Here is a 26630-nt window from a genome sequence, read left to right as displayed (position 1 = left end):
GGTAGCACCGGTTGGAGCAACCGGTGCTACCCAGATTACGCAGGAGCGACACCACACAGCCGACGCGTGTGACAGCACCGATCTCGTCCCTTGAGCCAACCGGATTTCTGACGTGGTCAATGCCGATGTCGCGCTCGCAGAACGGCCGACACCTCTCCGCAGAGTTGCCGTGATGAACTCATTCTCCGACGTTTCCGCGGTGCGTCGCCTCGACCTCCTGCGGGCCGAGCTCAATGCCAGCGCCGCGGGCTACTGGCGGCTCGCGGGGGATCACCTCGAACAACTCGCCTTTTCCCCCGCCTCCGACCTCCCCGAACAAGTCGCGCGGGGCTTCGCCGAGGCCACCCGATCCGTCCCCCTTTCCCAAGCCAATCTGGGCATCGTCCGGGCGGCCCTCACGGGCGAAGTGGCCGTCTCCCTGGCCCGCGACCTTCCCGCCGACTCCGGTTCCGGCTACTGGATCCGCGCCTTCGGCGCCTCCCGATCTGTGGCTGTCCCGCTCCGCGACCCCGCCGGCTCCGTCCGCGCGGTCCTCTCCCTCGCGCTCGGCGACACACCCGATGACATCGCCGTGGCCGAACGCATCGCCTCGACCGCACGAACCTGGCCCCCCCTGCCCTACAGCGGTTAACGTCCGGGTCGCTCCTCTTTGATACAAGCCCGAAGCGCAAGCGAGTGAATCTTCGTCGAATTCTTGCGATCGGATTCACTCGCTTGCGCTTCGGGCTTGTAAAAGTCATTCCGAAGGAGGCATCTGGTGGACGCAACCCGATCGTGATCCTCTCTAACCGGACCTCAAGGGATCCGGTAGGGAGGCTGTGCTCCGTCGTCGTTGCAGGGCGAGGGCTTTCTCCGTAAGGAGAAAGGAAAGTTTGCAAGATCCCGGCGACTTCGGAGAAGTAAGACGACAAAGCGGTCGGAGGAATCTCCCAAGGGAGCGTCGTCATGCGAAGCGAGTGTTCCAGGACCGTTCAGAGCCGGCTCGAGGTCCTGTTCAACGACGGAAACCTTGCCGCGCTCACCGATGCTCAATTGCTCGACCGTTTCGTCACGCGCCGCGAGGAGGCGGCGTTTCAAGCACTGGTGCTCCGGCACGGAGGCATGGTGTTCCAGGTCTGCCGCGCCCTCCTGGACAATCGTCACGACGCCGAGGATGCCATGCAAGCCACCTTCCTCGTCCTCGCCCGCAAGGCTCCGCTCCGCGATCCCGAGTCGCTCGGTTGCTGGCTCCACGGCGTGGCCTACCAGGTCGCTCGGAAGTCGAGATCACGCGCCACGCTCCGCCGTCGTCGCGAGCGTGAGCTCGGTTTGGCCCAGGGGCGAGATCCTGCATTTGATCGGCAAGGGAACACCCTGATTGCCCATGAAGAGAATGCCATCCTCCACGAGGAGATCGCGCGCTTGCCCGAACACTATCGCGTTTCCGTCGTGCTCCACTACCTCGAAGGTCGGACGCAGGACGAGATCGCGCGAAGATTGAGGTGCCCCCTCGGCACCGTGAGCGCCCGGATCTCCAGGGCCCGCGACTTGCTCCGCTCGCGGTTGGCTCGCCGAGGAGTGGCGCCCGCGGCCGTGCTGACGTCCCTGGGCGTCTCCGATACGACTTCGCTTTCCGCCGAGCTTCTCCGGTTGACCGCCCAGGCCGCCTGCCGATTCGCGGCGGGGAGTGCTCCCCTGAGCTCGTCGGTTTTGGCGGCGAACGCCGTGCTTCGTCATTCCTTCTGGATGCCGATTCTCAAGCTGGCAACCTATGCAGCGATCCTGACCCTGGCGGCGGTCGGCCTCACGACACAACGAGCGCCCGCGTCCGACGAGCCGGCTCCGGGTCAATCACCGGCTGCATCCGGCCCGACCTCGGCTCGAAGCGAGACGCCTCCCGTGGCTCCCTCGGCCCCGGCCTCGGATGCGAAGATCAGGGGACGCATACTCGACCCCGATGGCAAGCCCATTGCCAACGCCAAGGTCGCCTTCGTGACATCGGTGAACGTCCCGAGGGGCGGCCCTCTTTCCCGCATCGTGATCCCCTCGCAGGCGACCACCGACACCGCCGGCCGATTCGAGCTCACGCCGCCCGCACGCAATCCCGGAGACCGAGCGCAAAGGTACGTCCACGCCGCGGCGCCCGGCTACGCGTTCATCCGCGCTGTGCTCCCGGCCGTTGCGGCGAAGCCGGAAACACTGGAGTTGAGGCTGAAGCCCGAGCAGCCGATACCCATCCGGTTGATCGACCTGCAAGGGAAGCCGGTCGCCGGCGTCTCCATTCGCGTCGTGCACCTTCTCGACGCTCCCCCGACCCCGATCACCGCGCGCCAGCGATATCCCGAACCGCCCCTCATCACTGCGGCCGTCTGGCCGGGTCCTTTCCCGTCCGACAACGACGGTCGCTCGACCCTGCACGGGCTTGGCCGGAATATGGCCGCGATCGTGGACGTTGCAGACGACCGCTTTGCTCGCGAGCGCTTTACGGTCGTCACCGGCGAAAACTCCCTGCCCGCGACGCTGGTCCTCGCCCCCGGCCGCACGCTTGCCGGCCGCGTCCTCGACTCGGACACAGGCCAGCCGATCGCGGGGGCGACGGTCATCCTTCAGGCCGACCAGGCGTCGCAGGGATCGGCCGAAGTTCGTTCCGATGCCGATGGAACCTTCTCGTTCGTCGCCCCGCCGGGCGACCGTGGTTCCCTGCTCGCCTTCGCCCCGGCCGGATCCAGCTACCTCCCGTCGCGGATGACCGTCAATGCGACCAGAGAACTCGGCCGGTCCGTCGAGGTGAAACTCACGCGCGGAGTCATCATCCTCGGGCGGGTGATCGAGGCGTCGGCGAACAAGCCGGTGGGAGGCGTCGCCATCGAGTATCGGCAACAGCAGGTTGATAACAAGTATTTCCGTGTTGAGTATTTGGCAATCGGGGCCAGTCTTGGCAACGCACTGACCGGCCCCGACGGCACGTTCTCGCTCGTCGTCCCGCCGGGCCCGGGCACATTGCTGGCTATCGCCTCGAGCACGGACTATATCACCCTCGAGACGAACACCGGCTTGCTCGGAAAAAGAGAGCCCGGTGGTGTTCGGCTCTATCCGCACGTGATGGTCCACTTGAATGCCAATCTCCCGACGGCTCTCGACCCGAAGGCCGACCAACCGACTGGGGAAGCGAACGTCGAGCAGGTGGAGATGACGCTTCGTCGTGGTCGTGTCCTTGACGCGCGGGTGGTTGACACGGCCGGCGTCCCCGTGGCAAACGCGGTGCTGGTCTGCCCGACGGGGCTCACGGTGGGCCTCCACAATGGGCAACAATCGCAGCCGATCCGCGACGGTTTCCTCAAAATCCCCGGCCAGGACCCCGACCAACCGGTCACGGTCTACATCCTCGACCGCGAGCATGCCCTCGGCGCCCGCGCGGAGCTCCGCGTCAAAGCCTCCGGCGAACCCCCCGTGGTCCAACTCGAACCCTGCGGCTCGGCCCGGGTACGGTTCCTGTACGAGCACGGCGAGCCGGTCGCGGGCCGCCCCCTCTTCGCCGACGGTGTGATGATGACCCTGGAACTCATCGTTGAGCCCGGCGTCCCCAACGTCCCGCCGAGCAACAAGCTGGGGGCCTCGGCTATTTACAGTGTGAACCTCGACCGAGCCCGCCACAAGGCACTCCGCACCGACAACGAAGGCCGCGTCACCTTCCCCGCCCTGATCCCCGGCGCGACCTACCGGGCGTTGGCCGTCGAAGGTCGAGCCCACGGCTACGTCGACTTCACCGTCTCCGCCGGCCAAACCACCGAGGTCGGCGATGTCGTCATGAAGCCTCGCGGGCTGCAATGAAGCCGCCCGGTTCGTCTTGCGGGGATTGTTGATCACCTCCCATGCATGGACCTAGGAGAGGCCTTGCCTCGCGCTTGGCGACGCGCCGGATGCCCACGCCGTGGGCGAGCCGATCGTCGCGACCGTCCGAACCTGGCTCCCCGCGCTGTCCTGGCCTCGAACACATCGCCTTGGAGTTCGTTCACCGCCGTGGACGACGGCCGGGCAGATCAGCGTTGAGTCCGGAGGTACGCGACGGCCTCCGCCAGCACGAGTTCTTCTTTCGGAGGGGCGGTCGGGGTCTTGATGGCGAAGTCGGGGACGACGCCGACGATGGTCTGGTCACCGTTCGGGCGGACGAAGTGGGCTTTGGGGTACGAGACGACGACCTTGGTGTTGGGGAGCGTGAAGCTGACGATGGCGGCGAAGCTCGTGGGGAGGTCGGACGTCTCTTCGCCGAGGACCTTCGCGATCCCGTCGTCCTGGAGTTGGGCCGCGAGGCACGTCGACATCGAGTCGCTGTGCCGGTTCACCGGAACGTAAACCTTCGCGCGGAAGTTGGGATCCCGCTGGGGACGCACTTGGGTCGGCGGCAATTCGAACCGTTCGCCGTCCTTGTGCGTCCGAGTCGCTTCCACCAGAGGGGCCAGCGCCTCCAATTGCTTGGGATCGTTCTTGGCCCTCGCGGCCGATTCTTCGATCGAGGCGCGCGTCTGGCGGCTCATCTTCATCCGGAAGACGGAGCAGAACCGCGAAGGTTTCTCGGCGAGCCGCGCGATGAGGAGGTCGCTGAACGAGTTGTCCCCACCGGGGTCGTCGCGCAGGTCGATGATCAGGTCACGCGCCTTCTTAGCGATCATTTCCCGAAAAGCCCCGTCGAGGAATTCGGAAAACTTCGTCGTATCCATGTCGATGCGGTTATCGACGAGGTTGAAGAAGACTCCCGGCCGCATGTACGCAACCCCGTCCGAGAGCCATCGGAACTCGCGCGAGCCGTCCATCTTGTTCGCTGCCGCCGAGATTTCTCCCGCCGGTGCGGCGGTGACTTCGAGCTCGCGGACGGCCCCGTCTCCCAACTTCACGCCCAGCCGGAACGTGTCGACCCGGCCGATGGCGAACCACAGCCGGTTTGCAAACCCGGCCTCGAGCAGAGCCCCGGTCATATAAGGACGCTCGGCCGAGGCGTATCTCCCGAGCGTTTCGAGCCATTCCGTCATCGGCCTCCCGTTGATCGAGACCAACTCCGACAAGTTGTCCATCGGGTAGACCCGGTGGTGGATCGGGCTGGGGCCGTGGCGTGCGTCGGCTCGTCGGGGAAACCCGAGAGCTTCGCGCCGAACCGCTGGACTCTTGCCCAGATCTCCGCGAAAATCTCAGAGGAGGGTGAGGGGCTCTCCCGAAACCCAGTTTTTCAGCAGAAACCGGGTTTCGGGACGGCGTGGATTTTCGTGGATGAATTGCGCTGGGGTGGGGGACGCGTAGCGGACGATGGTTCCCGATTATTACGCGATGTTGGGCGTGGAGCCGGAGGACGACCGGGAGTCGATCGAGGCGGCGCTGGCGCGAAGTCAGCCGACCTGGTCGTCGGGGACGAGGAATCCGAAGAACAAGCATACGTACCAGTCGCGCCTGGACCAGATCCCGGCGATGCGGCAGGCCTTGCTGGGCTCGCCCGAGGCGAAGGCGGCGTATGACGCCGAGCTTGCGGCCGCGAAGAGGGTGGAGCGGGACCGGAAGCTCGACGCGCTGCAGAGGCTCGTGCGGCTCCGGGCCGCGAAGGGGGGGCTGACGGTCGCGGACCGGACGCTCCTCCGCGAGCAGGCCGTCGCGATCGGGCTGACGCACGACGACCTCGACCGGCTCGCCGAACCGATCCCCCCCAAGGCCGAGGCCCCGGCCGAGGAGGACATCCCCGATCCCCCCGCCGACGTGCTCGACCCGGCGATGAGGCGCCAGATCCGCGTGACCCTCGAGCACCTCCGCCGCCGCGACCTGTATGACGCCCTCGGCCTGACCCGCGATGCGCCAACTTCGGAGATCGCCGCGAAGGCCGACGCCGAGCGCAGGCGATGGATGCAGAAGGCGCAGGTCACCGCCGAGAAGACGGCGTGGCTCGAGTTGGTCTCGCACGCGCAGTCGCACCTGACGACGACCGCAGCCCGAGGTCGATACGATCGGACGCTCCTCGCCGAGGCGGAGGACGAGCTCGGCGAGTCGATCTCTTTCGCGCTGCGAGGATTGACCCGGCTCGACCCGGGGACAAGGTCGGCCCTGCTCGATGAGGCGGCCGCGCTCGGGATCGCGGCCGATCGCGTCGATCGACTGATTGCCCGGGCCTGCCGGACTCTCGGTGTTTCGCGCGACGTCGGTCTCGCGGCTCCCATCGCGACGTCGGGGCCGCCCCGGCTCTTGCGGTGCAGGAACTGTGCGGGGGTCACGGATTTCGGCATCGTCTCGCGCGCCACGAAGCCCGAGTGCAAGCACTGCCGGGCCCCGCTCCGGTGGGACTGCCCGATCTGCCACAAGTCGCGCTGGGTGGATGAGCCCCGGTGCCTTTGCGGGTTCCCGCTGGAGCAGGTCGAGCCGTTGGTCCGGCGGTTCGAGGCCGCGCAGCAGGCGTTCCGGGCCCGCGACCTCGACGCGGCCCAGGCACACCTCGAGCGGATCCAGGACTTCGCGCCGAAGCACGTCGGCACGCGGAAGGCCCTGGAGAAGGTCCGCCAGCATCGCGAGGAGCTCGACCGGGCGCGGACGGCCTGGGAGTCGGCCCGCGCGTCGGGGCACTGGGTCGCGGCGGGCAAGGTGATCGAGGCCTGGGAACGCCTCGTCCCGCCCGATCACCCCGAGGTCCGCGCCGCCCGAGACGAAACAAGGCGCGTGCTCCGCGAGGCCAGGGCCGCCGTCGCCCGAGGGCGAGCGGTCATCGCGACCGACCCGAAGGCCGCGCGAGGGTTCTTCCGCCAGGGGCTTGCCCAGGTCGCGGACCTGACCGAAGCCCTCGACGAGCTCAAACGCTGCCCTCCCGATCATCCGACCGATCTCGTCGTCGAGTTCGAAGCCGGCCGCGTCCGGCTCCGCTGGGCACCTCCCGCTCCAGACGGCCTCGGGCCGGTCTCGTTCGTGATCGTCCGCAAGACGGGGGGGCCGGTCCTCCACCTCGCCGACGGCGTGAGGATCGCCGAGGTCTCCGCGACCGAGTACGAGGATCGCGACGTCGTCGCGGGCGGGACCATCGGCTACGCGGTCGTGTCGAAGCGGGGATCGGTCGAGTCCATCGCCGCAACCTCGGCCGCCCCGATTCTCTTGCTCGCGTCGGTGGCGGACGTGCGCGTCGAGGCGGGGGACCGCGAGGTCTCGATCGTGTGGAGTGTCCCCGAGCAGGCCGCCGACGTGCGGGTCGTGCGCAAGGTCGGCTTGGCCCCGACTGGCCCGCTCGACGGCGAACGGGTCGAGGCGCTCCGCGACCGCCTGCACGACCGAGGGCTCGAGAACGACCGGGTCTACCACTACGGCCTCTTCGCCACCTACGCCACCGCCGAAGGCCCACGCCGGGCCGCCCGCGGGGTCTTCGTCTCGGCGCAACCGCATCCTCCCACCCAGGTCCTGGCCTCGCCGACGCTCTTGCAGGATCCCGACGGCCGGGTCCGCCTCGACTGGATCGAACCGAGCCGGGGGATGGTCCGGATCCTCCGCACCCCGTCCCCCCTGCCCCACGCGCCCGGCCATCGCCTGAGGGTCTCCGAGGCCGAGAGTCTGGGGGGCCACTGGCTCGAGGCCAACGGGCCGGAGCGGGCGTACGACGCCGAGCCTCCCGCGTCCGGTCTCTGCCACTATACGCCCTTGCTCGCGACGGCGGGGATGTTGACGGTCGGACACGGCGTCGTCTACTCGTGCGTCCCCGACCCGTCCGACCTCCGCGCCAACCGGATCGGCCACGGGCGGGTCCTGATGCGCTGGCGCTGGAGCCCGCAAGGGGCGCAGTCGTGGATTATCGCCCGCGCGGGCGCGCCGCCGATCGGGCCGCTTGACCCCAAGGCGGTGCGTACGGTCGTCCACGAGGCCGAGTACAGCCGGCTCGGGCACTACACCCTGAACCTCCCCTTGAATCAGGAGGGGCCGTGGCACATCCGGGTGTATAGCACGGCCCAGGTGTCGGGCGAGACGCTGACCTCGCCGGGCCTCGACCCGACGGCGCGGATCGTCGTCCCGGGGCCCCACCCTGAAGTCACGGTGTCTTACGACTTCCGCCGCCCGAGCTTCCCCGGCCGTCCTTGGTCGCTGACCTTCCGGACCGAGCCGGCCGGCGCCGAGATCCCCCCGACGGCCCTGGTGACGCACCCGAGGACCGTGCCGCTTTCGGTCGACGACGGCCAGATCGTCGCCCAGTTCCCCGCCGCCCGAGACGGCTCGACCTTCCCGATCCAGTCCAAGGTCGACTTCACCCGGCACCGGGCCCGGATCTTCGCCGACCCCCACGTCCAACCCGACAGCCTCCCCCCCATCCGCCTCCGCCACCCCGAGAACGGCACGACTCGCGTTTGACTCGCGTCAGGAAGGGTCGACCGGCGTCCCATTCGACCGCTGGGCCGAGTCGAGGTGCAGGTGGGTGACCCCTTGGGGGCCTCGGAGCTCGATGACGCGATCGGCGCGGGACTGGGTCAGGTAGGCGGTCAGGTCGACGCCGAGGGCCCGCAAGGCGTCGAGGTGGGCGCGCATCTGGGTGTCGCGTTCTTCCTGGATCCGGCTTCGCACCTCGGCGTCGAGCTTGGCCTGTTGCCGATCGAAGGCGGTCCGGGCCTCCCGGTCGCGGAGCTCGGCTTCCTGGCGGAGGCGTGCGAGCCCGGCCTCGTGCTCGACCTCGCTCGACTGCTCGCCCCGACGCTTCCCGGCGCGGAAGAGCTGGCTCTCGAGTCGGAAGCTCTCGAGGTCCTGGGCCTGTTGCTCGGTCGCGCGGTCGAGTTGGAGCCGAGTCCTCGCCTCAATCGCCTGGTCGTGCATCTGCTGGAGCCGGTCCGGTGCGCCGTAGCCTCGGTAGACGACCTTGGTGATCCGGTATCCGCACTGGCCCCCCCGGCCGGTGAGCTGGCGGTACGTCTCGAGCTCGTTGAGCTTGTCGGTGTTCCGCTTGAACGACTCGAAGTCGTGCCGGCCGGTGAAGTCGACGACGTCGGAGGTCGCGGCGTTGACGAAGTCGCCGATCGGGTCGTGGGTCGCCTCGAGCATCCGGTCGATGTCCGTCAACTCGAAGAAGATCATCAGGCGGATCGTGAGCACGGCGTCGTCGGCCGTGCGGACGTCATGGACGTCGTGGTACATCTGGTCGGGCATCAGCCAGAGCTTCTGGAAGACCAGCCCACGAGCCTGCTTGCGGGCCCCTTGCGAGCCCCCTTCGGAGGAGTGCCAGGCGAACGTGTGGAGCCACTCGCCGGGCCTGGGCATGAACAGCGTCGGCCCGTACTCGATCCGGCGCTGGACGGCGGCCGTCCCCTCCTTGCTGCTGTAGACGACCACGGCCTCCTTGGCGGCGATCTGGAGGGCATCCTGGGCGGTGACCTCCTGGTGGACTCGGGCGTCGAACCAGACCTCGGACGGCCCCGGGAGGTGCTCCTGGCGGCCGTCTCGGTAGCGGACGATCAGGTATTCGCCGGGGTGGGCGACGAAATGCGGCATGGACTGGAATCGGTTCCGCCCCCGCCAGACGCGCTTCGGCCCGACGACCACGTCCATCGTCCCGTTCGACCGCTTCATGAGGACGCGCTGGCCTTCTTCCACGACATACGTGAACACGCCGAGGCCTCCTCCATCAGAATGCGTCAGATCAAGACCGGGGGCCGCTTTCGCCTCCGCGACGGCTTCCTGGCGGGCTCTCGCGGCCCATGTGGGCTCCGCCGCCACACTCTTTCGCAAGGCTCCGCCGATTCTTGCGTGTCCGCGGGGTGCGGCCATTGCGGGGGCCGGTGCGAGGGTCGCCCCGAACGGCTGGTCGTCGAAGTCAAACTCCTGCAACAGCGAGTCGACGCTCTCCGACTCCGTGGCCGGGCCGGTGTAATGGAGGGCGATGAATGCGTCGATCTCTTCGCGAGTGGCCTGGGCGAGCCGGATCCTGCGTGCCGTCAGCGCCGAGAGCCGATCGCTCAGCGCGACGTTCTGGATATCCGTGGTCGCGACCGTGAGGACCTCGCCCTGGGCCGAGACTGGGACGACCCGGTACTCCCTCACGAACGACTCGGGCAAGAGCGCGAGGACGTCCGTGGGGACGCGCTGACCTCGCCAAGATGGCCCTCGCCCCAGACTCGTCAACGATGGTGGCGGCATCATCGACGGAGGCAGCGGGGGCTGGGCCGGCGCCGGCGCAGCGGGGCCGGTCCTCGCCTCGTTGATCGCCCCTCGAGTCGCCAGGTACTGATACTTCATCACGCCCCCCGCGATGTCCTCGGGCCACCCTTGGCGGGGGCCGTCGAGAACGGAGACCGGTCCCCCATCTTATCCGCAGTCCCCGACCCGATGCGAGACGGCGATGGTCCGCGGTCGGGGAGTCTCCAACGCCCCCTCGGTTCCCCCTGACCGCCCTGCTATCCTGGGGCCGAGTCCTCGACGGACAGACTCTCTCGGAGCCCCTCGCCATGAAAACCCTGCGTCCACGACCCCTGCTCGTCGCGTTGCTCTCGACCTCGGCCCTGACACTCGCCCTCGCGTCGTCGACGCGGGCCGAGGAGCCGTGGATCTCCCTCTTCAACGGGAAGGACCTCTCCGGCTGGAAGTTCCGGAACCCGGCCGCGAAGAACCTTTGGGTCGTCTGCGACAACGTGGCCGTCGACCCTTCCGACGCGGCGAAGCTCGTGCCGGTCGGCAAGGGGGGCGGACCCGACGCGGCCCTCCTCTGCGGCGGGGACGGCCGGAGCTCCGACATCATGACCTCGGCCGACTTCGACGACTACGAGCTGCACCTGGAGTTCACCGTCCCCAAGGGGAGCAACTCGGGCGTCTACAACCGGGGCCTCTTCGAGATCCAGATCTTCGACAGCTTCGGCGTCAAGACGCCCGCATTCCACGACTGCGGCTCCCTCTACGAGCGTGCGAAGCCCGCCGAGAACCTCGCCAAGGCCCCCGGCGAGTGGCAGACTTACGACATCACCATGAAGGGTAAAAAACTCTCGCTGACCTGGAACGGCCGGGTGGTCTACCGCGACAAGGACGTCCGCTTCGGCGAGACCGACAAGGCCGCCTTCGAACGCCTGACGGCCGAGAATCCTGGCAGACCCTCGGCGCTTCGCGTCCACCTCGAGGAGAAGGACGGCAAGTACTTCGGCCACTTCGGCTACGGCGGCACTCGCTCCGGCCTCGACGGCCCCGACCGCCCCGGCCCGATCCTCTTCCAGGGCGACCACGGCCCCGTCGCCTTCCGCAACATCCGCATCCGCCGGCTCGACTGACCGAGATGGGTGGAGAAGGGATAAGAAGGAAGTCGAAAGCTACCCACAGATGACGCCGATCGCCGCAGATGAGAGTCTTCTGAGATTGAATTTTCATCTGCGGCGATCGGCGTCATCTGTGGATAGGATCGCCTGCCTCATGAGGCGAAGTCCGTTTGAATCGAATGCGACGAGTCGTGCAATCCTCGAATCGCGTGAACTCGAGAGGATCCCGCTTCTCGGTACAACCCGGCCGATCCGCTTGCGGCAATGTCGTCGCCGCGACGAGGGCCTGGGCAACCCAGGGTTTGGCATGTCCTTTGCGGTTTCACAGACATGCTGCTCTCCTTAGTAGACCCCGTCGCGAGGGGCCAAGCCTCGCGACGGGGTTTTTCCTTGCGCCCAACGCCTTCACAGGCCAAAAAGACGAAGGGCTGCGTGAAAGTTTGGGAAGTCCCGTCCTCTCTCGATCCCCTTCTTACAATCGACGAAAAAACGGATCAGGTGGATCGTGAGGGATCGTCCCAGGGAAGGAATTCTGTGCTCAATGGGCGAGCCCGACGCGTCGAGTCTCGCGGGCGATCATGAGCTCTTCGCGGGTGTGGATGACGAGGATTCGCGTCGGAGAGTCCGCAAAGGCGACGTCACGATCGGTCGGCCCTTCGGCGTTCCTGGCAGGGTCGAGCCGGATCCCGAGGAAGGCCAGGCCGTCGCAGGCGGAGGCGCGGAGGGCCGCGGAGTTCTCGCCGACGCCGGCGGTGAAGATCAAGGCGTCGGCGCCGCCGAGGGTCGCGGCCAGGGAGCCGATCGCCGAGCGGACCCGCGCCGCGTAGATCTCCAGGGCGAGTCGGGCGCGGTCGTTCCCCTGCCGGGCGGCGGCCTCGACCTTGCGGTAGTCGGAAGACACGCCCGAAACGCCGAGCAAGCCCGAGCGATGGTTCAGCGCGTCGTCGAGTTGGTCGGCGTGGAAGCCTCGGCGCTGGAGCAGGTGGAGGAGCAGCCCCGGGTCGACGGAGCCCGAACGCGTCCCCATCATCAGGCCGTCCAAGGGTGTGAAACCCATGGTGGTGTCGAGGGCACGCCCCCCACGCACGGCCGTCGCGGAGCAGCCATTGCCGAGGTGGCATGAGATGAGGCGGAGCCCGCTCGGGTCTCGCCCCAGCACCTCGGCCGCCCTCCCCGCGCAATAGGCGTGGCTGATCCCGTGGAACCCGTACTTGCGCACGGCCCAGTCCTCGTGCCACTCGTAAGGGAGGGGGTAGACGGCGGCCGAACGCGGCAAGTCGGCGTAGAACGTCGTGTCGAACACCGCAACCTGCGGGATCTCGGGCCGCGCCTTCACCATCGCCTCGATCACCGCGACCGCTTGCGGGTTGTGCAGGGGGGCCAACTCGTCGAGCCGGGCGATGGCGTCGATCACGCCCCGGTCGAGCCGCACGCTCTCGCGGAAAGTCGGCCCGCCGTGGACGACCCGATGGCCGACCGCCTCGATCGTCGACATCTCCCGGCCGTCCGACTTCAGGGCCTCGAGCGCCGCGATCGCGGCCGAAGCGTGGTCCTTGGCGTGGCAGGGTGTCCGCCGTTCGCCACCTCCGCTCGTCCGCACGACGAGCTCCGACGAGTCGTCGCGGCCGTGCCAGTCGACCTCGCCCGAGGTCTGCGCCTCGGGCGAGTCGGCGCCGAAGAGGCCGAATTTCAGGCTGCTCGATCCGGCGTTCAGGACGAGGATGTTCACGAGGCCTGCTCCCTGTCGCGGATTCTGAGTCGGGCGGGCCATCGGCGGACCCGATACCCGTCTCGGCTCTACTGCTGCTCTTACCACGAGCGAGCCGCGGTGGTCCAGCATTCCTTCTACGGCTTGGGTGCAGGCCGAGCGTCCTGTGTCGGTCGTGGCCCTGAAGTTAGGTTCGCAGGCTCAGCGGGGCCGGGAAGGCCGTCGAGCCATCAGTCCCTTCGAACCGATTCTGGGTGGCTCGTCCGGAAGTAACTTTCCCCAATCTTCCCAAAGTGTGGTACCGAGTGGCGACAGGCCCACGCCGCGGAGCCCTTGGTTCCGCCTTGCCGTCGCATCTGGTACAATGGAAGTTTCTTCGCACGACGGAACTTCCGCTCGTCCTCCGGCCGCCCGGAACCGGCACTGGTGGACGAGCTTTCAGGATCAGACGGATGAACCGGTACACTCAAGACGCCGACGACTTTTATGTGAATATGCACCTAAATACGGAAATGGAGCTTCCGACGGGCCGCGACACGGTCCTGCATTATTTCGAGCAGATGAAGAAGGCGTTCCCGGAGCTGCGCAACTTCTACACCAGGGAGAGCGGCGACCTCGTCCTGGAGGGGGATAAAGAGCAGGAAGCCTATCGCTGGCTGGCGATCGAGACGAAGCGGCTGTGCTCGGGGCACGTGAACCCGGACTCGCCCGAGGATGCGTACCGCCAGCACGAAACCGTCCTGGAGCTGGCACCGCACCTGCTGATGATCAGCCTGCTCGACTGCGAGGCGCTCGACGTGATGTACGGGTTCGACTTCAACTACGAAGGGAACCACGACGAGGTGGTGGCCGATGCGCTGGGGTTCAGCCCGGGGTTGGAGGGCCTGCTCGAGATCCCCGGCGGGCGGGTGATCAACTACGAGCCGTCGGTGACCTTCGCCCTCGACGAGGCATGCCGGCTCCAGTGCCGGCTCTCGATCGGGACCCGGACGAACGACTACCAGGTCCGCACCGGTGACTTCTCCTCCGACGACCAGATCAGCGTCTACTTCACGGTCCGCCAGTACTGGGGGACGGGCCCCGAGCAGTCGTTCCTCGACTCGTTCCGCCGTCAGCGCGAGGTGGGCGAAGAGATCGTCCTGAACAAGGTGATCCCTCGGATCATCCAGCCGCTCGCCCAGGCGATCGCCTCGCGGTAAGCTCGTCGGAACGTCGTCCGGGCGCCTGCCTCCCATTCGTTCGTCGAGGCGGGCGACGTCTTCTGAAGGGCACGACGAGGGGGGCGGATCGATGGTGAGACTCAGCACGCTGGCCCGGAACCTGACCGCCGAGACGGCCTTCACCGTCCTGGCCATGGCCCGGGCGCTCAAGGCGAAGGGGAAGGATGTCGTCGAGCTCGAGATCGGCGACAGCCCCTTCCCCAGCCCGCCGCACGCCAAGGCGGCGGGCATAAAGGCGATCGAGGAAAATCAGACCGGCTATGGCCCGAGCCTCGGCCTCCTGGAGTTCCGGGCCGCCGCCGCCCGGTTCGTGAACGCCGAGTTCGGCTTCGACGTCTCGGCCGAGCATGTCGTCGTCGCCTCGGGCGCGAAGCCGTTCGAGCAGTTCTTCGCCGAGGCGCTCCTCGACCCCGGCGACGGCGTCCTCGTCTTCAGCCCGCACTTCCCGACGTACGTCCCCAACCTCGACCGCCGGGGAGCCCGCGCCGTCCTGTCGCCGCTCCGTGCGGAGGACCAGTTCCGCCCTCGCGCCCAGGCCGTGGCCGATTTCCTCGCCAACGATCCTAAGCCCCGTGCGATCTTCCTGAACTCGCCCCACAACCCGACGGGCGGCGTCGCGACCCGGGCCGACCTCGAGGCGATCGCCGACTTGGTGCGCGGCACCGAGGTCATGGTCTTCTCCGACGAGCCCTATTGCCACATGGTCTGGCAAGGCCGCCACGAGTCGATCGGGGCCCTGCCAGGGATGCTCGAGCACACCGTCGCCGCCTATACCTTCAGCAAGTCCTACAGCATGAGCGGCTGGCGGATCGGCTTCGCCGTGGCGCACCCCGAGGTCGTCGAGGCCATGGGCAAGCTGATCAACACCACGTCCTCGTGCAGTCCACTCTTCGTCCAGCGCGGGGCCCTGGCCGCACTCGAGCAGGACGCCGAGACCCGCGACGACTACATGGGCCGGTTCCGCCGCAAGGTCGAGCGTCTCGCGGAAGGCCTTGCCAAGATCGACGGCTTCCGCGTCGCCCCTCCCGTCGGGACCTTCTACGTCTTCCCCGACGTCCGGGCCGTTTGCAACCGCCTCGGAATCACCTCGCACGGCCTGGCCCTCTACCTCCTCGAAGGCGCCGACGACGCCTTCGGCGTCGCCTGCCTCGGCGGCGAATCCTTCGGCGCCGCCGGCCAGGGCTTCCTCCGCTTCAGTTGCGCCGAGGCCGACGAACGCATCGACCAGGCCCTCGCGTTCCTCCCCGAAGCCCTCACCCGCACCGATCGCGTCGCGCGGTTCCTTTCGACGCATCCCCAGTTCAAGCTTGCCACGCCTTACTGAGGTGGCGGTCGACTCTCGGTCCTCGCGGACGGGCGGAATGGCCTCCGGCGGGAAGACGCGGTAACATTGTTGGATCCCATCCGTGCCGGAGGGTTGGTCGGAGACGAGCGGGCGACTTCTCACGGTGCGACCACGAATCGGACCGCAAACTCTCCCGGAGGGATCGATGGCCGGACCGTTCGCTCGAAAATGCGGCACGCTCGCGCTGGGCACCTGGTTCTTGGTCGCGGGGGCGGTCTTCGCCGAGGATCGTCCGGCCGAGAAGATCCTCGAGGACTTCAAGGCCGTCGAGATTCCCCAAGCGGGGGCGGCCAAGCGCAAGACGGCCAGGTCGGTCCGCGAGGCCCGGCTGAAGCGGCAAAAGGCGCTGACCCGCAAGTGCGACCTCGCGCTGGAGCTCTACCGGGCCCACCCCGAGCATGAGGAGGTCGCGACCCTCATGGCCGGTCGCTGGGACCTGTTCCTGACCGACCCGAAGAAGGCCGCGGCGCTCGACAAGGAGGTCGCGGGGGTCCTCGCCGACGCCAAGAATGAGGCGTTGCTCAAGGAGGCCGCTTTTATCAAGGCAACGCTCACGCTTCGGAAGGATCGCACGAGTCCCGACGTTCTCCTCGCCTCGATCGACGACTTCATTCGTCGCGACCCCAAGGACGATCGGGGAGCGATGCTCCTCGCCAGTCTGGTCGACCGCCTCCCCGACTCGGAGATGCAGACCAATCTTTCCAAGAGGTTGACCGACGAGTATCCCGACACGTCCTACGCCAAGGACATCAAAGAGATCAGGGAGGCCAAGGGGGGCGCGGGGACGGGAGTCCAGGCCGAAGGGATCGGCAAGCCGTTCGACCTGGCGTTCATCGAGGCGAGCTCGGGCTCGAGGGTTACCATGCAGGCCCTGAAAGGGAAAGTGGTGGTGATCGACTTCTGGGCCACCTGGTGCGGCCCTTGCGTGGCCGAGATGCCCAAGATGAAAGCGCTCTATCAGAAGTATCGGAGCAAGGGGGTCGAGTTCATCGGCGTGAGCCTCGACCAGCCGAGGGACGCGGGGGGCTACGACCAGCTCATCAACTTCGTCGAGTCGAACGAGATCCCCTGGCCGCAGTATTATCAGGGCAACGGCTGGAAGAGCGAATTCAGCGCGGCGTGGGAGGTCAAGTCTGTCCCCACGGTCTTCCTCGTCGACGCCGAGGGGAAGCTGGCGGACACGAAGGCCCGCGGCAAGCTCGAGGACTTGATCCCGAGATATCTGGAACGGGCCAAGAAGTCGCCCCGGCGTTGACACTGGGCCTCCAGGGAGGATCGGAGCCGCTCGCGTCCCCACGACGGGATGGGGGCATCTTTACGTCGCGGGGACGGTGATGGTAAAACGTCAACGGACGCTCGGACTTCATCAAAGCGTCCCCCCATGCGATGCCCCAAGAGTGAATCCGATTCGCAAATCCCCAGGCTTCGGGCCGCCCTCCCCGGCGGAACGGCCGGATGGGGAAGTCCACTCCGCGCAGGTCCCAGGGGAAAGTCATGAAGAAATCGTCCGGCGACTCGTCCGCGATTTTCTTCGGGGTCTTCCCCGACCGGGGCCTTGATCCGTGCCGGCCGCGGGCCGTGACGAGGGATGGCTCCTCGTCCTTCGCGGTGACCCCCCTCCCCTAGCGCCGACGAAGGCAAGCGAGCGACCGTTGAATTTCGACGTGATCATCAGGAACGGATGGGTGATCGACGGCACGGGCGGCCCGCCGTACAAAGCGGACGTCGGCCTGCTCGACACGATGATCGGCGCGATGGGCCGGCTCGAGGGGGCGACCGCGTCAAAAGAGGTCGACGCGACCGAACGCTACGTCGTCCCCGGCTTCATCGACGCCCACGTCCACGGCGACGCCATGCTCCTGGCCGACCCGGTCCACCTGCCGGCGCTCAAGCAAGGGGTGACGACCTACATCATCGGCCAGGACGGCAGCTCGTTCGCGCCCGCGTCCCCGGCGACCCTCGACTACATGAGGCGCTACACGGCCGGGTTCAACGGCAACCCGTCCTCCATCGAGTACGACTGGTCCACGGTCGCCGAGTACCTCGCCCGGTTCGACCGCAAGACGGCGATCAACGTCGCGTATTTGATCCCCAACGGGAACGTCCGGATCGAGGTCATGGGCCTCGACCCGAGGCCGGCCACCGACCGCGAGCTCAAGTCGATGCAGGCGGTGGTCCGCGAAGGGATGGAGGCGGGGGCGATCGGGCTGTCGACGGGGCTCGACTACATCCCGAGCCGCTACGCCGACGCCCGGGAGATTTCCGCCTTGTGCGAGGCGATCGTCCCCGATGATGGGGTCTACGTCACGCACATGCGCGCTTACGGGGTCAGGGCCGCGATCGGGATGAACGAGGTCTATGAGATCTCCAAATCCTCGGGCGTCGCCACGCACATCTCGCACTTCAACGGCCCGGCCGACCTCCTCCTCCCCATGCTCGACCAGGGGAGGGCGATGGGGCTCGACCTGACCTACGACTCGTACCCGTACCTCTTCGGCAGCACGATCCTCGGGATGGTGGCGCTCCCGCCCTGGGTCCAGGAGGGGAGCATTGATGAGACCGTGGAGCGGCTCGCCGACCCGGCGATCCGCGACCGGCTCGATCGCGAGTGGTTCCCGACCGACGGCCCCTACCCGTTCGAGACGACCGCCATCACGATGACGGCCCACCCCGACTGGCGCTGGGCCGAAGGGCTGAAGGTCACCGAGGCCGCCGAGCGGGCCGGGATGACGCCGGGCCGGTTCGTCTGCGAGAGCCTGGTGGCTTCGGGGATGGCCGTCGGGGTCATCGCCGTCCGGCACGGCGACCGGACCGAGGCCGACGTCCGCGCCATCTTGCGGCACCCCGCGCACATGGCCGGGTCCGACGGAATCTACTGCGGCGGTCACCCCCACCCGCGAGGCTGGGGTGCCTTCGCCCGCTACCTCGGTTTGCACACCCGAGAGCTCGGCGACTACGACTGGGCCGAGGCGATCTCCCACCTCGCGACCCACGCGGCCAGGCGGTTCCGGCTCAACGACCGGGGGATCCTCCGCCCCGGGTTCGTCGCCGACATCGCTATCTTCGACCCGGTGACCGTGACCGACCGCTCCACCTACGCCGAAGGGCGGACCTACGCCGAAGGCGTCGACCATGTCTTCGTCAACGGCACCCTCGCCCTCGAGAACGGCGAGCCCACCGGCGCCACCCCCGGCCGGGCCCTCCGCAGGGGCTAATTATTCGGCGGCCGCAGGTCGTGTCGCGCCGCGGATTGATCTCCCGATCTCTTCGGAGTATCGATAGTGACGATCCAAGAGAACCTCGATGAGTTCGCGGGACTGCCCGTCAAGGATTTCGACCCCGACGAGGGGATCGAGGACCCGTCGGGCATTGCCTATCGACTTCGGCTCGACTACGACGCGTCCGAGTCCGGCGCGACGATGGTGGCACTCATCGCCCGGTTTCTCGAGGATCCCGGGGCCGGCGAGATCACCACGCTCGTCATCGGGGCCTGGGAAGACGTCTACGACACGTCGAACAACTCGGGATCGATCGTGAGGGCGTTGGCTGATGCGAGCGGGAAGCTGACGCAACTCCGTTCGCTCTTCCTCGGCGACATCGTGGCCGAGGAGGCGGAGATCTCCTGGATCGCCCAGTCCGACGTAACCCCCCTGCTCGACGCCTACCCGGCGCTCGAGACCTTGCGCGTCCGAGGGGGCTCGGGGCTCGCCCTGGGCACGGTTCGCCATCCGTCGCTGACGACGTTGATCATTGAGACCGGCGGGCTCGGGGCCGAGGTCGTGCGGGCCGTCGCGAAGGCCGACCTCCCCCGGCTCCAGCACCTCGAGCTCTGGCTCGGAAGCGACTACTACGGTGGCAATGCAACTGCGGAGGACCTCGCCCCGATCCTCTCCGGGGACCGATTCTTGAGCCTCACCTACCTGGGGCTGCGGGACGCCGAGATCGCCGATGAGATCGCCAAGGCCGTGGCCCGATCCCCGGTCTTGCGCTGGATCGAGATCCTCGACCTGTCTCTCGGCAACCTCAGCGACGAAGGGGCCCGGGCCCTCGCCGAGAGCCCGGCCGTCGCCTCGCTCGACAAGCTCGACATCCACCACCACTATGTTTCCGAGGAATGGGTCGAACGCCTGACGGCGCTCGGGATCGAAGTCGACGCCGACGACCGGAAGGAGCCCGAGGAATACAATGGCGAGGTCCATCGCTACATCGCCGTCTCGGAATGAGGGCCGATGCCCTCCACTCCTCGATTCGTGATCGTGGGCAACCCGACAAGTCGTCGGGTCGAGCTCTTCCAGCAGGCCCTGGCCGGCCTCGGCCTGGCGCCGGCGGTCCTCGTCCCGTATCTTGATCTCATCGCCGGCCGGGTGACGCTTGAGCAGGTCCTCGTCGAGGGGGCCGTCCTCCGGATCGAGTCGCCCGGCCAGGATTTCGAGGTCGAGCGTGCCCTCCTGGCGGCCGGCGCGGACGTCGAGGACGAGTCCGGGCCGGCGCGGGTCGGCCGCGAGCAGGCCTATCGGCTGGGCTTCGATCGCGGCCGAATCTTCTTCCCGAGGCAGTGGTATCTCGGCTTTCTCGAGGTGCTCGCGATGATCGAGCGCCAGCGGGCAAACGCCCCTCACACCGTCATGAACCGGCCCGACGCGATCGCGTTCATGTTCGACAAGCGACGCTGCCATGGCCGCTTCCAGGCCCTCGGGATTGCGGTCCCTCGCTCCCTCGGACCGGTTCGCTCCTACGAGGAGTTGAAAGAAGGCATGGAACGCACCGGGATCCGACGAGTCTTCGTCAAGCTCGCCCACGGCTCGTCGGCCTCGGGCGTCGTGGCCTTCGAGTGCGGGCCAGGCCGTCAGCAGGCGTTCACGACGGTCGAGATGACCCGCGAGGGGGGCGAGCTTTGGCTCTACAACTCGCGGAGGATCCGACGCTATGATCGGGAGGCCGAGATCGTCGCGCTGATCGATGCCTTGGCCGGGGAAGGCGTCCAGGTCGAGCAGTGGATCCCGAAGGCGGGGATCTCGGGTCAGGCGTTCGACCTCCGCGTCGTCGTGATCGCCGGCAAGGCCGAGCACGTCGTGGTTCGGTTGAGCCGGAGCCCGATGACCAACCTCCACCTCAAGAATGCCCGGGGTGACCTCGATGCGCTCCGGACGAGGATCGCGCCCGACGTCTGGAGCGCGGCGATGCTGTCGTGCGAGCGGTCGGCGCAGGCGGTCGAGGGATGCTCCTACGCGGGCGTCGACCTCGTCATCGCCCGGGGCGATCGTCCCCACGCCGTGCTCGAGATCAATGCGTTCGGCGACCTCCTCCCCGGCGTCCTCCACCAGGGACTCGATACCTACACGACCGAGATTCGGGCGATCCTTGGCGCGTCGCGAGAGGGGGAGGCATGATCCGGGCCCTCCTCCTCGACCTCGACGGGACGCTGATCAACCTCGATGCGATCCGACGCCGGTTTCTCCTCAGCCTGGCGGAGCACCATCCCGAGGCCTTCCCGCATGGGGTTGTGGAGGAAGCTCATCCTATCACGACGATACGGGAGGGAGACTTCCGATCCTTCGCGAGGGAGGTCGCCCAGGCATTCCCGGGTCTTGGGCTCACCCCAGAAGAGGTTGCCCGCGAGTTCACGCGTCGCCTGCCCGAGATGGTTCGGCCCGACCCGGCGATCACGCGCATGGTCGCCGAGCTGGCCGACCACTATCGCCTGGCGGTCGTGAGCAACGGTTCCGGGAAGGTCCAGCGGGCCAAGCTCGAAGGCTCGGGCCTGGCGGGCCTGATCGGGGGTGTGTTCATCTCCGGGGAAGTCGGCGTCGCCAAGCCGTCGCCGGCCTTGTATCGTCGAGCGTTGGAGTGGGTCGGATGTGAGCCCGTCGAGGCCCTCTTCATCGGCGACGACCCGGTCCTCGACGTCGCGGGGGCGGCCGGGGTCGGGATCGCGACGTGCTGGGTCGCGGACGGCCGCACGTTCCCGGAGGGACTTCCCTGCCCTTCCCTGACGATCGATCGAATCGAAGACCTGCCGGGTGCCCTGCGATGATCCGCACCGACGAGTTGATCGGCAGCCACGACATCCTGTTCTTGACGATCGACACGCTCCGCTACGACGTCGCGCGCGACTCGCTCGCATCGGGTCGGACTCCCAACCTCGCGTCCCTCCTCGGGAACACCGGGTGGGAGGAGCGTCATACTCCCGGCAGCTTCACCTATGCCGCACACCAGGCGTTCTTCTCCGGGTTCTTTCCCACGCCGGTCGCTCCCGGCAAGCACGCTCGCCCGTTCGCCGTCCGGTTCCCGGGCAGCGAGACCATCGGCGACTCGACCTGCGTCTTCGAGGCTCCCGACATCGTTTCCGGGCTCGCGGCGCGGGGGTATCACACGATCTGCATCGGCGGCGTCGGCTTCTTCAACAAGCAGAGCCCGCTCGGCAGCGTCCTCCCCGGCCTGTTCGCGGAGAGCCACTGGGCCCCAACGCTCGGCGTGGCCGATCCCCGTTCGACCGAGAACCAGGTGACGCTGGCCGTGGAATGCCTCGCCCGACAACCGAAGGGACGTCGGATCTTCCTCTTCCTCAACGTCTCGGCGGTGCACCAGCCGAATCGCTTCTACCTCGAAGGGGCATCGGGGGACTCGATCGAGTCGCACGCCGCCGCGCTCGCCTATGTCGACCACCAGCTCCCGGCTCTCATCGACGCGTTCCGAAGTCGCGGCCCCCTCTACGGCATCCTCTGCTCGGACCACGGCACCGCCTACGGCGAAGGCGGCTACGAGGGGCATCGGCTCGGACATCCCGTCGTCTGGACGGTCCCCTACGCGGAGTTCCGTTTGCCCAAGGGGGGAGCATGACCGCCCGGGAATCGTTGATCGAGGGGTCGCCCTACCAGGCGTATTCGTACTCATATCCGCACAAGACGGCGTACCGGCCCCTCGAGCCGGCCGTCCCGCTCGGCCCGCTCTGGGAGGCCGAGGACCGACACGCCCTCTTCCTCTACATCCACATCCCCTTCTGCGGGATGCGCTGCGGGTTCTGCAACCTCTTCACCAGGGCCGGGGCCGACGCCGGGCTCGTGAGTCGCTACCTCGATGCCTTGACGAGGCAAGCCGGACGGGTTCGCGAGGCCCTTGGTGACGCGAAGTTCGCGCGCTTCGCCCTCGGCGGCGGGACGCCCACGTACCTCGACGTGGATGGCCTGAGGCATGTCTTCGACCTCGCCGAGAGGATGATGGGCGTCGACCTCAAGGCGACTCCCACTTCGGTCGAGGTCTCGCCGGAAACCGTCGACCAGGCCAGGCTCGCCCTGCTTTGCGCCCGCGGTGTCGATCGCATCAGCATCGGGGTCGAGACGTTCGACGAGGCCGAAGCGGCGTCGGTCTATCGCCCGCAGACAACCCGCGCGGTGGTCCGCGCCCTCGACTTGATCCGCGAGTCGGCCGTCCCGACCCTGAACATCGACTTGATCTACGGGCTGCCCGGCCAGTCCGTCGCGAGTTGGATCGCCTCGGTGACGGAGGCGCTCCGGTTCTCGCCCGAAGAGCTCTACCTCTATCCCCTCTACGTCCGACCGCTCACGGGCCTGGACCGCTCCCGACGCGAGTGGGATGACCTCCGCCTGGCCTGCTACCGCGAGGCCCGCAGCTTGCTCCTCGCCGAAGGCTATTCTCAATCCTCGATGCGGCAGTTCCGCTCCCCTAAGGCCCCTTCCCCCTCCGGCCCCCCCTACCGTTGCCAGGAAGACGGCATGATCGGCCTCGGCTGTGGCGCCCGCTCCTACACCCGGACACTCCATTACGCGAATGAGTACGCCGTCGGCGCCCGAGGAGTCCGCGCGATCATCGACGCCTACGTCGCCCGCCCCGACTCGGCCTTCGAATTGGCCGACCACGGCTATCACCTCGACCCCGAGGATCGCCGCAGACGCGACATCCTCCAGTCCTTGCTCTCGGAAGACGGGCTTGATTTCGCCGACTATGCGCGGCGATTCGGCACTGCGCCGATCGAAGACTTCCCCGAACTGCACGAACTGGAAGAGCTCGAGCTCGCGTCGAGGAGGTTGGGAAAACTCGTCCTGACCGATTCGGGCCTCGAGCGTTCCGACGCGATCGGGCCCTGGCTGTATTCGGAGAAGGCCATGCGGTTGTCGGAGGATTACTCGTGGCGCTGAGCCTGTCGATCCTGTATCGGGGTCCGCTCTCCAGTTGCAACTACGGCTGCGACTACTGCCCCTTCGCCAAGCGGCACGAGACCGCCTCCGAGCTTGCCAAGGACCGGCGGGCCCTCGAACGGTTCACCGATTGGGTCTCGGGCCGCGAGGCTGACCGCATCGCGATCCTCTTCACCCCCTGGGGCGAAGCCCTGACTCGCCGCTGGTACCGCGAGTCCCTCGCCCGGCTCACCGCCCTGCCCCACGTCGACCGTGCGGCGATCCAGACCAACCTCGCCTGCCCCCTCGACTGGGCCCGCGACTGCGACCCCCGTCGCCTCGCCCTGTGGACGACCTTCCACCCCTCGCAGACCGACCGACTCGCGTTCCTCGCGAAATGCCGCCAGCTCGACGCCTGGGACATCCGATTCAGCGTCGGGGTCGTGGGCCTGAAGGAAAACCTCGCCGAGGCCGAGGCCCTGCGCCGGGAGTTGCCGCCCCACGTGTATCTCTGGATCAACGCCTATAAACGCGAGCCTTCGTATTACACCGAAGCCGACCTCCGGCAATTCGAAGCGATCGACCCCCTCTTCCCCATCAACAACGTCCGACACCCGAGCCTCGGCCGCTCCTGTCGCGCCGGGCGCTCGGTGATCTCCGTCGACGGCGACGGTACCATCCGCCGCTGCCACTTCATCCGAGAGCCGATCGGGAACCTCTACGAGCCCGGATTCGAATCGGCCTTGGTCGAACGCCCGTGCTCCAACGCCACCTGCTCGTGCCACATCGGCTACGTCCACCTCGATCATCTTGGCCTCTCCACCGCCTTCGGCCCGGGGATCCTCGAACGGATCCCCCGGGCGATTCCGGGGTCGCGCGAGGACGACGCTCGTCGCGGCAACGCCTCTCAGTCGGGCGGATGACCCTTGGCGATAAGCTAGGCTCGAGGCCGGAGGATCGACTGAGAAGTCGTTAAGGTCGACATGCGATAATAAATAGGGACCAGAAAAGGGGACATAACGAATTTAGGGTTATATTTCTGAGAATTGTGCTATTCTTTATACATGAGTCGCTGTTGGTATAGAATTTCGAGTTGGTCTTCGCGGTATTTCATCATGACCCGAGGTGGGCGGGTCGGAATGGAGCGAAGCCCCGGGACTCCTGCACGTCTCGCGGGCCGGGGCGTCGCTCCGCTCCGTCTCGGCCACCCCCTCCTCGTCCCCCTTCGATCCATTGAGGGGTTCGTGGCCATGCCCGCGCCCGAGGGGCTATCCCCGAAGCCACCAGACCTGGAGGGCGTCCCAATCGGCGAGGGCCAGGGATTTTTCGCTCAGGAACTCCGCGTCCCGCCGATTACGGAAGGCGAGCGGGTTAGCCGAGCTCCATTGTCAAGTGCCCGCGTCCTGACTCCCAGCCTTCGCTGGTCTCCATCAGCACCGTACTCACCAGTCGGAGGGCCGGTGCCTCGTACGGGAACAGACCCATTCCGAGGGATGCGACCGCCCGATCTTCATGACCTCGTCGAGCGGGGCGGTGACGGCCTTCGCCAGGCCGCCGAAGCCGTGCTCGGCCAGCCGTTCGGTGATCTGGTCCGAGGCGGTAGGCGACGTCGGGTGGATCATCCACCGATCGCACCGGCCTTTGAAAGGCGACGGCCCGGGGCGAGCGCCCCGGGCCGTCTCGTTCGCGATCTCCGATCCCAGACCGATCAGGCGAGGGACTCGTCGACCTTCGGGAGCAGCTCGGCGAAGTTGAGGTGGTTGGGGCAGGCGGCCTGGGCGGCGGCGAGGTCGGCACCCTTCCAGTCTCGGGACTGCTCGTCCATCTCGGCGTAGAGGCGGCGGGCTTCGGCTCGCTCGCCGCTGTGCTCGTGGTAGGCGTAGTATCGGGCGAGGTTGCCGAGCTCGGCCGTGGTGCCGGCGGCACGGGCGCACGACCCGTCACAGCTCGCGCAGTGGGTCGGGTTCGAGGCCAGGTAGAGGTCGCGGATCGCGTCGAGCTCGGCGGCCTTGAGCGGCTCGAAGGTCCGGGCGGCGTGGGCCCCCTCGTTGATCTGGTCGACGTTCTTCAGCGAGACGCAGCAGGTCGAGATCCGCTCGTCGGACCAGATCGCGTGCAGGAGCATCTCGTAGGGGGCCAGGCCCTTCGCCTTGAGGGACGCGGGCATCTTCTCGGCGATGGCCTTGAGCCGATCCGCCTCCGAGACCGTGGGGCCTTGCCTCTTGAACAAGGCCTCGAGACTCCCGAGGAACTCGGTCGAGCCCAGGAGCTGCTTCATCGAGATCAGGCCGATGTTCTTGGCATGGCAGGCGTCGAGGGCCTTGTTGAAGGCGTGGTCCTTCGGGGTGAAGGCGCTGTATTTGACCATGATCGCGTCGACGACGTTGGCCTGGGCCGCGGTCTCGAGCATGATCGCCAGGTCCTTGTTGTGGCACGAGAACCCGATGAACTTCGCCTTGCCCGACTTCTTGATCGCGTCGGCCGTCTCGCGGAACTCCTTGCCCTTGAGGAACTCGAGGCAGGTGGCCGTGTCGTGATGGTCGCCGAGCCCGTGGAAGAAGAACATATCCACGGTGTCCAGCTCCAAGGTGCGGAGCCGGTCGTCGAGTTGGGTGATCAGTTCCTTGGGAGCCCTGGGCGTGTCCTTGGTGACGATGAAGGTGTCCTTCTTCGCCTGGGGCACGGCCTTGAGGAAGCGGGCGACTTCGGGCTCGGTGCCGTAGGCCTTGGCGGTGTCGATGTAGCGGATGCCCTGGGTGTAGGCGGTCCGGAGCAGTCTCTGCGCGCCCCCCGCGCCCCTCCAACCGCCGGTGCCGACGTTGAGGATCGTGACATCGACGCCCGTCTTGCCCAGCTTGCGGGTCGGCAAGGTCGGATTGGCGTTCTCCTGGGCCTGGCCGGTCGTGCCGCCGCCGAGCGTCAGGGCGGAGGTGGCGGTGACGGCCGCGCCGGCCTGGAGGAACTCTCGACGGTCGACTTGCGGACGATCGTGCTCGCTCATCTCGTTTGGCTCCC

General features: G+C 67.5%; 19 protein-coding genes. 14 read left to right on the top strand and 5 right to left on the bottom strand.

Annotated elements, in window-relative coordinates:
• Nucleotides 1–172 precede the first annotated feature (172 nt).
• Together ACYOEI_RS38075 and ACYOEI_RS38070 are read left to right on the top strand one after the other, a co-directional pair.
• Nucleotides 173–631, top strand: coding sequence for a hypothetical protein (locus tag ACYOEI_RS38075; RefSeq protein ID WP_462855710.1), 459 nt, complete (start codon nucleotides 173–175; stop codon nucleotides 629–631).
• A 314-nt stretch (nucleotides 632–945) separates the two neighbouring features.
• Nucleotides 946–3810 carry a sigma-70 family RNA polymerase sigma factor gene (locus ACYOEI_RS38070; protein ID WP_462855709.1) on the top strand — a complete coding sequence of 955 codons (2865 nt, stop codon included), beginning with the start codon at nucleotides 946–948 and terminating at the stop codon, nucleotides 3808–3810.
• Between the two features lie 209 nt (nucleotides 3811–4019).
• Here the strand turns inward: ACYOEI_RS38070 and ACYOEI_RS38065 are convergent, their stop codons facing one another.
• A complete protein-coding gene (locus ACYOEI_RS38065) occupies nucleotides 4020–5048 on the bottom strand; it encodes a S41 family peptidase (protein WP_462855707.1) in 1029 nt (342 codons plus the stop codon).
• 229 nt (nucleotides 5049–5277) lie between these two features.
• Here ACYOEI_RS38065 and ACYOEI_RS38060 point away from each other — a divergent pair, with 229 nt between their 5' ends.
• A complete protein-coding gene (locus tag ACYOEI_RS38060) occupies nucleotides 5278–8331 on the top strand; it encodes a hypothetical protein (RefSeq protein ID WP_462855705.1) in 3054 nt (1017 codons plus the stop codon).
• Between the two features lie 6 nt (nucleotides 8332–8337).
• Here the strand turns inward: ACYOEI_RS38060 and ACYOEI_RS38055 are convergent, their stop codons facing one another.
• Nucleotides 8338–10203: a GspE/PulE/PilB domain-containing protein gene (locus ACYOEI_RS38055; protein ID WP_462855704.1), complete on the bottom strand. Its 1866-nt coding sequence runs from the start codon at nucleotides 10201–10203 to the stop codon at nucleotides 8338–8340.
• Nucleotides 10204–10412: 209 nt separating this feature from the next.
• Here ACYOEI_RS38055 and ACYOEI_RS38050 point away from each other — a divergent pair, with 209 nt between their 5' ends.
• Entirely contained in the window at nucleotides 10413–11222 is an 810-nt protein-coding gene (locus tag ACYOEI_RS38050; RefSeq protein ID WP_462855703.1) for a 3-keto-disaccharide hydrolase, read from the top strand.
• A gap of 523 nt (nucleotides 11223–11745) precedes the next feature.
• Here the strand turns inward: ACYOEI_RS38050 and ACYOEI_RS38045 are convergent.
• Complete coding sequence (locus ACYOEI_RS38045; protein WP_462855702.1) at nucleotides 11746–12936, bottom strand: acetate/propionate family kinase; 1191 nt, start codon at nucleotides 12934–12936, stop codon at nucleotides 11746–11748.
• Nucleotides 12937–13367: 431 nt separating this feature from the next.
• Between ACYOEI_RS38045 and ACYOEI_RS38040 the strand changes: the two genes are divergently transcribed.
• The 10 genes from ACYOEI_RS38040 (at nucleotide 13368) to ACYOEI_RS37995 (ending at nucleotide 24538) form a co-directional block, all read left to right on the top strand.
• Nucleotides 13368–14114 carry a hypothetical protein gene (locus tag ACYOEI_RS38040; protein WP_462855701.1) on the top strand — a complete coding sequence of 249 codons (747 nt, stop codon included), beginning with the start codon at nucleotides 13368–13370 and terminating at the stop codon, nucleotides 14112–14114.
• 91 nt (nucleotides 14115–14205) lie between these two features.
• Nucleotides 14206–15459: a pyridoxal phosphate-dependent aminotransferase gene (locus ACYOEI_RS38035; RefSeq protein WP_462855700.1), complete on the top strand. Its 1254-nt coding sequence runs from the start codon at nucleotides 14206–14208 to the stop codon at nucleotides 15457–15459.
• A 166-nt stretch (nucleotides 15460–15625) separates the two neighbouring features.
• Nucleotides 15626–16735: a TlpA family protein disulfide reductase gene (locus ACYOEI_RS38030; RefSeq protein WP_462855699.1), complete on the top strand. Its 1110-nt coding sequence runs from the start codon at nucleotides 15626–15628 to the stop codon at nucleotides 16733–16735.
• Nucleotides 16736–17132: 397 nt separating this feature from the next.
• Entirely contained in the window at nucleotides 17133–18695 is a 1563-nt protein-coding gene (locus tag ACYOEI_RS38025; protein WP_462855698.1) for an N-acyl-D-amino-acid deacylase family protein, read from the top strand.
• Between the two features lie 66 nt (nucleotides 18696–18761).
• Complete coding sequence (locus tag ACYOEI_RS38020; RefSeq protein ID WP_462855697.1) at nucleotides 18762–19703, top strand: STM4015 family protein; 942 nt, start codon at nucleotides 18762–18764, stop codon at nucleotides 19701–19703.
• 6 nt (nucleotides 19704–19709) lie between these two features.
• Nucleotides 19710–20870, top strand: coding sequence for an STM4014 family protein (locus tag ACYOEI_RS38015; RefSeq protein ID WP_462855696.1), 1161 nt, complete (start codon nucleotides 19710–19712; stop codon nucleotides 20868–20870).
• Nucleotides 20867–21514 (top strand): HAD family hydrolase, encoded by a 648-nt coding sequence (locus ACYOEI_RS38010; protein ID WP_462855695.1) that lies wholly within the window; start codon nucleotides 20867–20869, stop codon nucleotides 21512–21514. The genes ACYOEI_RS38015 and ACYOEI_RS38010 overlap by 4 nt, the downstream gene beginning before the upstream one ends.
• A complete protein-coding gene (locus ACYOEI_RS38005) occupies nucleotides 21511–22320 on the top strand; it encodes an STM4013/SEN3800 family hydrolase (RefSeq protein ID WP_462855694.1) in 810 nt (269 codons plus the stop codon). Before ACYOEI_RS38010 ends, ACYOEI_RS38005 begins: the two co-directional genes overlap by 4 nt.
• Nucleotides 22317–23636, top strand: a complete 1320-nt coding sequence (locus tag ACYOEI_RS38000) for an STM4012 family radical SAM protein (protein ID WP_462855693.1) — start codon at nucleotides 22317–22319, stop codon at nucleotides 23634–23636. Before ACYOEI_RS38005 ends, ACYOEI_RS38000 begins: the two co-directional genes overlap by 4 nt.
• Nucleotides 23633–24538 carry an STM4011 family radical SAM protein gene (locus ACYOEI_RS37995; protein WP_462855745.1) on the top strand — a complete coding sequence of 302 codons (906 nt, stop codon included), beginning with the start codon at nucleotides 23633–23635 and terminating at the stop codon, nucleotides 24536–24538. The genes ACYOEI_RS38000 and ACYOEI_RS37995 overlap by 4 nt, the downstream gene beginning before the upstream one ends.
• A gap of 519 nt (nucleotides 24539–25057) precedes the next feature.
• Here the strand turns inward: ACYOEI_RS37995 and ACYOEI_RS37990 are convergent.
• Together ACYOEI_RS37990 and ACYOEI_RS37985 are read right to left on the bottom strand one after the other, a co-directional pair.
• Entirely contained in the window at nucleotides 25058–25237 is a 180-nt protein-coding gene (locus ACYOEI_RS37990) for a hypothetical protein (protein ID WP_462855692.1), read from the bottom strand.
• Nucleotides 25238–25323: 86 nt separating this feature from the next.
• Complete coding sequence (locus ACYOEI_RS37985) at nucleotides 25324–26616, bottom strand: aldo/keto reductase (RefSeq protein WP_462855690.1); 1293 nt, start codon at nucleotides 26614–26616, stop codon at nucleotides 25324–25326.
• Nucleotides 26617–26630: the final 14 nt, after the last annotated feature.

The sequence above is a fragment of the Singulisphaera rosea genome (assembly GCF_054877945.1).
This window is presented reverse-complemented; position numbering and strand designations above follow the sequence as displayed.